At 54.4% G+C, this 8,963-nt stretch carries 5 protein-coding genes; all 5 read left to right on the forward strand.

Going from position 1 to position 8,963, the window contains the following annotated elements; all coding sequences use genetic code 11:
• Positions 1 to 487 precede the first annotated feature (487 nt).
• The 5 genes from SD626R_RS11340 to SD626R_RS11360 all read left to right on the forward strand — a co-directional run bounded on the left by SD626R_RS11340 (position 488) and on the right by SD626R_RS11360 (position 8,360).
• Positions 488 to 2,002 (forward strand): metallophosphoesterase family protein, encoded by a 1,515-nt coding sequence (locus tag SD626R_RS11340; RefSeq protein ID WP_092566468.1) that lies wholly within the window; start codon positions 488 to 490, stop codon positions 2,000 to 2,002.
• Complete coding sequence (locus tag SD626R_RS11345) at positions 2,002 to 4,713, forward strand: AAA family ATPase (RefSeq protein ID WP_092566469.1); 2,712 nt, start codon at positions 2,002 to 2,004, stop codon at positions 4,711 to 4,713. Before SD626R_RS11340 ends, SD626R_RS11345 begins: the two co-directional genes overlap by 1 nt.
• Positions 4,713 to 5,978: a DNA double-strand break repair nuclease NurA gene (locus SD626R_RS11350; protein ID WP_092566470.1), complete on the forward strand. Its 1,266-nt coding sequence runs from the start codon at positions 4,713 to 4,715 to the stop codon at positions 5,976 to 5,978. Before SD626R_RS11345 ends, SD626R_RS11350 begins: the two co-directional genes overlap by 1 nt.
• Before the next feature lie 73 nt (positions 5,979 to 6,051).
• Positions 6,052 to 6,717, forward strand: a complete 666-nt coding sequence (locus tag SD626R_RS11355) for a DUF8166 family protein (RefSeq protein ID WP_199242151.1) — start codon at positions 6,052 to 6,054, stop codon at positions 6,715 to 6,717.
• Positions 6,718 to 6,734: 17 nt separating this feature from the next.
• Entirely contained in the window at positions 6,735 to 8,360 is a 1,626-nt protein-coding gene (locus SD626R_RS11360) for an ATP-binding protein (RefSeq protein WP_241996778.1), read from the forward strand.
• The last annotated feature ends 603 nt before the right edge of the window (positions 8,361 to 8,963 follow it).

Genomic DNA, 8,963 nt, shown 5'->3' on the forward strand with positions numbered 1-8,963 from the left:
TGCCGCTGAAAGACCGCTTGAAGATCGCTCGGCTCGGGTACGTATCCTGGTTCTGAGTGAGTAGCGTACTGTTCATTCATCCGTCATAGCACCTGAACATGGAAGGAGAGACAGCCTGTCATAACAACTTGATTTGAGAGTGACGGTATGAAAGTTCGCCTGAGATTGTCCTGGTATTGCTAGTGATTGGATTCGAGCTTCTATTCGGTCTGGAAACAGCGATAGGCGTACCAATCATTACAACGCTGGTGCTCGGTTGTCTTGGTGCTGGTGTGTGTCCTAATTCATACGAGGATCGGTGAACTGACTACATTTCAGACAGTGAAAACAAGAGTCCCTCAACTAGGGGAGTTCACACCTTTGTTTTACTTTCACTTTGCTTGACGGGCTTTTAACAATAGTCGAATCGCATACGTTCACGAACCTTCAGGAACGGGGTTGACTGGTCGGACAGGACGGACAAGTGACCCCCTCAAATCACCGAATAATGCTCACCTTGACTCACATTGCCGATACGCACCTCGGCCACCGACAGTACGGCGTGAAGCAACGCGAAGACGATATGGTGTCGACGTTACGGACAGCACTCGACAAGATGCTCACCGAACAAGATACGGATGCCATTTTTTTGCCCGGGGACCTGTTCCATTCACGGGATCTTCGCCCGAAGATACTACATCAGACGGAACAGGAACTGGCACAAGTGCCGGATGATGTTCCCGTGTTGGTCTCGCGTGGAAATCACGACGAGAATTTGACGCCACGGGACGTGACGTGGCTGAATTACCTACATCAGCGGGGCCACATCGTGTTCTTACAGGCGGAATTGACTGCGGATCCAGAGACAGCGTGGTTCAACCCATATGAGCCGGATAACCCGGGGCAGTCGGCCGGGTTCTACGACATCAATGTCGAGAATCTAGACGGGCCGATTCGCGTATTTGGGCTGCAGTGGCGGGGGGCGAAGACCGGGCAGGCACTCCAGCAAGTAGCGGACGGAATCCGGGAAACGAATGAGATGCACGGCCAGCCAGCGTTCACCGTGTTGTTGGCGCATTTCGGAATGGAAGATGAGGTGCCGACGCTCGGCGGGACGGTGGCGCACGCGGAGCTCCGCGACGTGAAAGAGCAGGTCGACTATCTTGCGCTTGGGCATATACACAAACGGTACGAGGCGGCTGACTGGATCTACAACCCCGGCTCTCCAGAGGCACACAACACGCGGGAAGGCCGTGACGACTGGGAGCACGGGTATTATTCGATCAGGCTCGACACCGACATATCTGTAGCTGGTAGTGCCGCAGTCGAGTTCGACGTGGCCCACCACCCGACGAAGCGCCGGCCGTACTACCGGGTTGAGTTCGATGTGACGCCACACGAGTCACCGGGTGAACTCGAAACAGCATTCAAAGAACACGTTCAGGACGAGCAGGCCGCGATGATGGAGTACTGTTCACAAGAGCGATTCACGGCAAACGGTGAGCCGCGATCCCCAATCATTGATCTGCGATTCACGGGGACGTTACAGTTTAGTCGCGGAGACTTCCGGACAGACGAACTATCGGAATGGCTGGAAGAGGCGTGGGATGCGTTGTACGTACAGGTGAATATGGGGATTCGGACGGCGAATATCCAGCAACTCCTCTCGGAAATCGATGAAGAAGACGTGTTCAAGGATGGAAAGCTGAACACGGCGGTATTAGAAGACAGGGTGTTCGAGACGATCGCCAAGGAGTCGATGTATGCTGAGCACGCGTCGGATGTCGCTGATGTACTTGGGAGTGCGCATCAGATGGCCCAGGCCGAGGAAGCAGTCGAGGACATTCAGGAGTCAATCAGTTCAGCTCGGCGGGATTTGTTCCCGGACTTAGCTGATGGTGTCGTGTTGAATGTCGATGAGGATCCATTTGTCGACGATGAAGTTGATGGAGAGGGACCGGGTGAGTCGGCAGATAATGAGTCGCCTGTCGAGGCCGACGAGACAGTGGGGGTGAGTGAGTAATGCGGGTCACAGAAGTCGCGCTGACAGACATCAAATCCTACGAGGATCGCACGGTGGTTACGATCGAGGGCGGTGTGACAGCAATTCTCGGTGAAAACGGCGCAGGAAAATCAACGATCCAGGAAGCAATCGGGTTTGCGTTATTCGACTCACTGCCGTTCAACAACAAGGATTTCGTTCGGGAAGGCGCGAGTTCAGGGACCGTTGAGGTGACGTTTGAGCAGGACACAACCGACGGAACACAGCGATTCCGTGTCACACGATCGGCTGGCCGATCCAATTACGGCGTCCACCGATACGATTCCGAAGGAGAGACGTGGGTCGATCAAGACATCGACTCAAAATCCGAGTTGGTTCGCTGGCTGTGCGCACGTTTTGACGTTGCTGATGGAGACGAGTTACAGAGTCTGTGGGAATCGTGTATCGGAGTGCCGCAGACGCGGTTCCTCTCTGACTTCGCGCAAACAGCGGCGAACCGGACACAGACGTTCGACGCGCTGCTCAATCTGGATGCGTACGAGGATTCGTGGAATGTCCTGAAGGACGTGCCAGAGGCGATAGAAAAGCAACAGCAGGATCTCCGGAGCGATATTGACACGCTCACCGGTGAAGTACAGTCGCTGTCAGATGAGCGAGACAAATCTGATTCGCTGGCTAATCAAGTTGAGGAGCTTCAGGCAGCCGTTGAACGAAAAACCAGCGAACTATCGACCAAGGAAGACGAGTACGACGCGTTGGCGGAAACCCAAGAGAAAATCGAACAGCTCCAGCAGGACGTGGACTCACTCAAGCAAAAGATCGACGCGACCGACCGAGAGTTAAAAACAGCCGAACAGGAGCTCGCAGACGCCGAAAAGGCACAGAAGAAATGCGAGGAGTATCGTGAGGAGCACGAGCGGTACAAGCAAGCCCGTAAGCGGCAGGAAGAGTTGGAAGAACGAGAGTCGGAGCGGACTGAGATTGAACAAAAGAAAGCCGCACAAGAGCAGGAGATTACGTCGATTGAAGTCAGGGTGGAACAGCTCGAAGAGGACCTAGACGAGTTGGAAGAGGCGCGGGAGACGCTAGCGTCGCGCGAAGGAGAAAAAGAGCGGTACGAGGAACTCGAAGAACGGATTGAGTCACTACAGGATCGTGAGGACGAAGTTACGGAGTTAGAGGCGGAGATCGAGCGGTTAACCAAGAAGATCGGGGAGACAGAGGGTGAGATTGAGTCGGTGGAAGAAACGATTGCGGAGATTGAGGATGAGTGGGAAGCAACGACAGATCCAGATGATCTCTCTGAGGAAATCAACGAACGGGAAGCACGACGGAAACAACTTGTAAGCGAGCGCGAGAGGTTAGAAGAACAGCTAGAGCGGTTGCGTGACACCGATGTTGATGCGCCCTGTCCGACGTGTGACCGGCCGCTAAATGAAGAACACCGGTCGAAGGCAATTGAGCAGCGTGAAGAACGCATTAAGAAGATCAAGGCAGAACGTGCTGACCTTGTAGAAAAGCTTGATGAGTTGCGTGAGGAGCGCGACACAGCGAAGAAAGTGAAACAGCGCGTCGACAAACTACCGGTTCATCGGGAGAAAATCGAATCGTTGCAGGGGGATCTCGATGAGCTTCGGACAAAGAAAAAGAACACAGAAACGGAGCTTTCGGAGCTGGAAGAAGAGTTGGAAGAACTGCCGGAGTTGGAAGCCGAGCGGGATGAGTTAGATGACGCACACGAGGAGTACCAGACTGCTGAGTTCCGAGTCAAGGAGCATTCCGACGTACCGGAGCAGTTAGAAGAAAAACAGGCTGAGTTAGAAGATGAACAAGCGGCGATTGAAGAAATCGAAGACGAGTTAGAAGCCTTCGAGGGATTAGATGAAGAACTGGCAGAGGTTGAGGAGACGCTTGCGGAGTCAGAGTCGGGACATAACACATATCTCCAGCACGAACAACAGGCGTCACAAGTCGAGGAACGTCGTGAAACGGTCGACCATCTAGAAGGAGAACTTGAGGAGCTAGAAGCGAAGCGCGACGAGACGGAAGACGAGTTAGAGGAGTTGGAATCGTCGTTCGATGAAGAGCGACTGGAGACGCTCAACTCGGAAATCGATGAGATCAGAGGTGAGATTGAACGGGCCAGAGGCACCCTGGATGAGAAGCAGGCGAACTTGGAAGAGACTCGCGCCGAGATTGAGCAGTTAGAGGCGAAGCTGGACGAGCGTCAAGAGAAACTCCAGCAGTTGAAGGAGCTGAAAGCTGATCAGCAGTTTGCCAAGTGGGTGCGAGAGAACGTCCGGGAAGCCGGGCCGAAGATGCGAGAAATCATCACCGATCGGATCGGTGCACGAGCCAACGAGTTGTTCCGGTCGATTCGAGGGGCATCTGCGGAGTCACTGGAGTGGACGAGCGATTACGAAATCGTTGTCCACGATGCAGATGTCCGCAAGTCATTTTCCACGTTGAGTGGCGGGGAGAAAATGGCGGCGGCACTCGCAGTTCGGTTAGCTATTCTCGAACAGTTAGCGTCGGTTGGAATCGCGTTCCTTGACGAGCCGACAGCGAACCTCGACCGACAGAAGAAACGGAATCTTGTCACACAACTCAAGCAACTGGATAGCTTCGACCAACTCACCGTCATCAGTCACGATGAAACGTTTGATTCGATGACAGACTACACGGTCACCGTCGAGAAAGACCGGCAGACCTCAGAGGTGAGCGTGAATTAATGCCGATCGACAAACACGGGGTCGCCGCCGAACTGGAATCTAACGTTGAGACGATCCAGGCGTACCTCGAAGACGATACAGGGATCGTTGAGCGGTATCGGGATGTATTCCAGCGGCTACCTGATGAATGGACGAGCGAGGAGATCCGCGCGAAACTCCAAGATACGTCGTACCCAGGCGCGTACCCGACTGACGAGTTCGATGACGTAGACAGCATCATCGTCCCGCACTTGGAGAGTGACGAGTGGGACAATCACGAGGAAGTTAACGAGTGGGCGCGCGAGATTCTTCGAAATGTGCCAGCGATGGCGGTCGATGGGTCACAACTTCCACCGACAACCAGTTTCAACGTCCCGCTGGCGTACGTCCAAGCAGCGTGGGCGACCAATCACCACCATCCTGACGGTCGGCTTGAGCGAGGGGTCGAGGGACGGTTATTGACACCTGATGAGGTCACACAGGAGTCCGACGATGGCGATTATCGGTTCGTGGACCCACAACTCGTCGGGCATCATCGGTTCGAGCATGAAGGGCAACTACTGATCGAGCAGATTGTCGAGTTGGCAGATGCTCGTGACGCCGGCGACATCGGGCAGACACCGGTCGTGTTCTACGATGGTCCGCTGATCGCATCGTTCACAAATCCGCTGAAGCCGGAGACACGTGAACGGTACATCTCGACGTTGAGTCGAATTATCGCTGCGAGCCATCATCACGAAATTCCGCTGGTCGGGTACGTGGCGGGGTCAAGCGCGACAGAGCTGGTGAAGATGACACGGCTCCTGTTACGCGACGAGTTCGGCACCGACCGTGTCATCCCGGACGCACACGTCTTAACCGAGATGATGAGCCCATGGGGTGACACGACGATCCCGTTCATCTCGAAGCGTGACGGAAGCGTCGACGCACTCCAGGCCACATACCAGGGTGAGTCCTACGAGTTCCGGGATGACATACTGTTTTCGTACCTGAACGTACCGCCAGGTACTGGGCTCGACCGGATCGAATTCCCGGGGTGGCTGTGTCGCCGCGACGGTCCCGACGGGTACGAGTCAATGTACGAGTACACCGTCGAAATCGCGCGTGCAGAAGCTGGGATTGGCCGCGGCTATCCGGAAATATTACAGCAAGCCGATAGCGACGCGGTGCTGGACCACCAAGACCGCCAGCAATTTTACCGTATCGTCCAGCGGTGGGCTGAATCGAATGACGTACCGATCGAATGGAACGCCAAAGCCCTGAGCAAGGAACTACGCCGACGATGACACCTCATACCGCACCACTTTCGATAGCAGCACAGCCCGTCCGACCAAAGAACCACACTTTGGGAGTGATTCGATGACAGACAGCATGGAAGAAACACCGGCTACAGATGTCGATTCGTGCGTCCGAATCGGGAGTATCGTCTCCTCGAATAGCCATCTGGACTACGTCGTCGAAGTGTTCAGAGAACGGGACTGTGATCGCCCCCCAGAGCTCCACGAGCGGGAATTCGGTCAACCGGTGTTCATCAGGAAGACGATTGACGGGGCTGAACACGTAGTGATGGGCGTCATTTACAACACGCAACTGGTCGACCCTGATCAGGGACGGACAGGGCCACGATTAGCGCAAGACGATCAGGCGCAGTTCACGCCAGGCTACATCGAGGAACGTACGACGCTCGCTGGTGTGGCGCTGCTCGGCACGGCGACAATCACCGACGATCGGTCTATTGTAGACCCGTCACATCAAATGCCGCGCTGGACCTTGGAAGTCGAAGACACTGTCTACCACTGCCCGGATGAACTTACCGCCAAGTTCCACACTGTCGACGGGCAACTCCAGTTAGCGTACATCGACCGCCTCGTCGACATCGCGGGCGATCTCGGCGCAGAGGTTATCGTCGCCCTCATTAATCGACTCCGAAGCACGCTACCGGATGATGATACGAGCCAGCGCGTGTTGGACGTGGTCGAGCAGAATATCCAGTGGCAGGCGCGTGAGCGCCGTGGGGTGGTCTAATGTCGGGACGATCCTCTGTGATTGGAACCGTCGCTGGGCCGGGTGAGGATCCGAATGAATTCGTGTTCGTGGCACCGGCAGATCGCTCCATCAAGACGGGCGAATTCATCACCTATACGGTCGCTGTAGATGGTGAGAATCGATCCGTGTTTGCTCGGGTCACGAACCGGGAACTGATTCGGGGACTTCCGGACGGCTTCCTTGCTGATCCGGATGTGGGGCCAGAAACGGTCGCTGCGACTCTCGGTATCCCGACGGACGATGCGGAGCTGTATCGGTTGACTGCGACTGTCATCGGATACTATGATACAGAGATGACGACGTTTGCCAACCCACGGCAACTTCCTAACCCAGGAACACCGCTATCAATCGCACCTGACCAGCAACTCGAAACCGTTCTGCCAAACCTCGGGTGCGACTCTGTTGAGATGGACGTGACAGAACTTGGTGGCGTAGCGCACGTCGGCTGGCTATTGAATCGTCCTGAGGAAGCGACGAACATCCATATACCGATCAACGAGTTCGCCTCGACGCACTTGGCGATTCTCGCTGCTACTGGGAGCGGGAAGTCCTATACTGCGTCCGTCTTGATTGAGGAGATGATGCGCCCGACTGCAAGGGCGTCGCTCCTGGTGTTTGATCCACACGGCGAGTATGGCACCCTGTCCGAAATGCAGGGTAACGAGGCGTTCCAAGATGACGATGGATATGAGCCAGAGGTCGTGTTCTATGATTCAGAGCGACTTCGTGTCCGGATTTCTGAACTGGATATTGGTGATGTGATGGCTATTCTCGACGATCCGAGTAATCGAATGCAGGAGCGACTGGCGTCTGGGTGGCGTGCGATGCAGCGAAAGGAAAGCCGAACGTGGGGTATTGATGAATTGGTTACCAAAATGGAACAAATCTACGACGAAGATGATGCTAGTGTTGGCGCGTTAGAGTGGCGGCTTCGTCGTTCGATTCAACGTAATGATTTGTTCCATCCGGAAGAGAACGTTCCACTTGACGACATTGTGGATCCGGGTCAGTGTACGGTACTCCAAATGGATACGTTGGATCGGTGGAATCAGCAACTTATCACGACAGTACTGCTTCGACGGATGTATCGAGAACGACTCGATGCCGTTCAAGATCGGGAGTCTGAAATTGAACACCCAATCTTCGCGCTGTTTGAGGAAGGTCATCGGTTCGCTCCAGCCTCGGGTGATGCTCCATCGCTTGGAATTATGCAGACAATCACGTCTGAAGGCCGCAAGTTTGGGTTCGGACTCGGGATTATCAGCCAGCGCCCGTCAAAAATTGATCAGGATGTCCTCTCACAGTGTGGAACGCAGATCTCGATGAAAATTCGGAATCCGAACGATCAGGATGCGATCAAAACATCCGTGGAAGCTGCCGGTGAAGATGTGCTACGAGAACTGCCTGGGCTAACGCCAGGACAAGCGATCGTCTCAGGGGATGCGATGAACACGCCAGCCCTAATCAAGGTCCGACGTCGACGCACTAAGCACGGAGCTGAAAGTCGGCCGGTCATCGAAGAATGGGCTGATGCGTACGACCAGCAGCAAAGGAAACCGACACGATCAGAAAGCGCTGACTTTGGCGAGGGAGATTCGACAGGCGTTCAAGACTTAGATTAGATACACTATCTGCTCTGGAAGCTCGTAATACTATTCAAAGATGTCCGATTGCCAGTGTTGAGACAGCTACAGCTCGGAACTATCTCGAAACCACCAATGATGCTCGCCGTTCCGTTAACTCAGGAAACAGGTGACTGAGTGAGAAGGGTATCGGGCCGATTGAATGAAACCAAGAGGCAGGACGGACAGATTGATAGTATGAGAATCCGGTTGAGAGCGCGACCGTACTGTACGTAATCCGTCCTAAGACACATCGTGAGTCACGGTTTGGTCGTTGCGATTGAACCGGATCTTTACATTTTGGACACTCAGCGCACACCCTTTCCTCACTATCAACAACGTAGTCAATCAGGATCGAATCACGGGCGATAGGAGTCTCACAGAAGGGGCACGCATCAAGACCGGATGGTGCCTGTGTCATGGAAGGGGGAACTTGGAGCGTGTGACAGGTTCCAAGTTCCATATGGGAATTCGTGTTCCCGGATAAAATAGCTCACCCAAGCAACTGAAACTAGAATGAAGGCTTTGTTAGAAGCTTCCGTAGCAAAACACGTGAGTTGAACTATACTTATACGGGTTTTTTCTGGGGGGTGGGAAAGACTC

It is taken from the genome of Halorubrum sp. SD626R, from assembly GCF_001261915.1.
GTDB lineage: Archaea > Halobacteriota > Halobacteria > Halobacteriales > Haloferacaceae > Halorubrum.